This is a genomic window from Sporosarcina aquimarina (genome assembly GCF_019748715.1).
Lineage (GTDB): Bacteria > Bacillota > Bacilli > Bacillales_A > Planococcaceae > Sporosarcina > Sporosarcina newyorkensis.
Map to the genome: position 1 here is coordinate 1 of NZ_JACLBZ010000060.1, position 265 is coordinate 265.

The 265-nt window shown below is 50.6% G+C and carries 3 tRNA genes; all 3 read right to left on the bottom strand.

Annotation, left to right across the window (positions count from 1 at the left end):
* The 3 genes from H7J92_RS17530 to H7J92_RS17540 all read right to left on the bottom strand — a co-directional run bounded on the left by H7J92_RS17530 (position 1) and on the right by H7J92_RS17540 (position 254).
* A tRNA-Lys gene (locus tag H7J92_RS17530) sits at positions 1 to 76 on the bottom strand.
* Positions 77 to 86: 10 nt separating this feature from the next.
* Positions 87 to 162, bottom strand: a tRNA-Thr gene (locus tag H7J92_RS17535).
* 16 nt (positions 163 to 178) lie between these two features.
* A tRNA-Val gene (locus H7J92_RS17540) sits at positions 179 to 254 on the bottom strand.
* Positions 255 to 265 lie beyond the last annotated feature (11 nt).

A 265-nucleotide genomic window follows, 5' to 3' on the forward strand; every position in this document is an offset into this window, starting at 1 on the left:
TGGTGAGCCATACAGGATTCGAACCTGTGACCCTCTGATTAAAAGTCAGATGCTCTACCAACTGAGCTAATGGCTCGTACATGAAGTGGTGCCGGCGAAAGGACTTGAACCCTCAACCTACTGATTACAAGTCAGTTGCTCTACCAGTTGAGCTACACCGGCAAAAGTGTAGAAAATATGGTGGAGGATGACGGGCTCGAACCGCCGACCCCCTGCTTGTAAGGCAGGTGCTCTCCCAGCTGAGCTAATCCTCCTGGGTAAAATT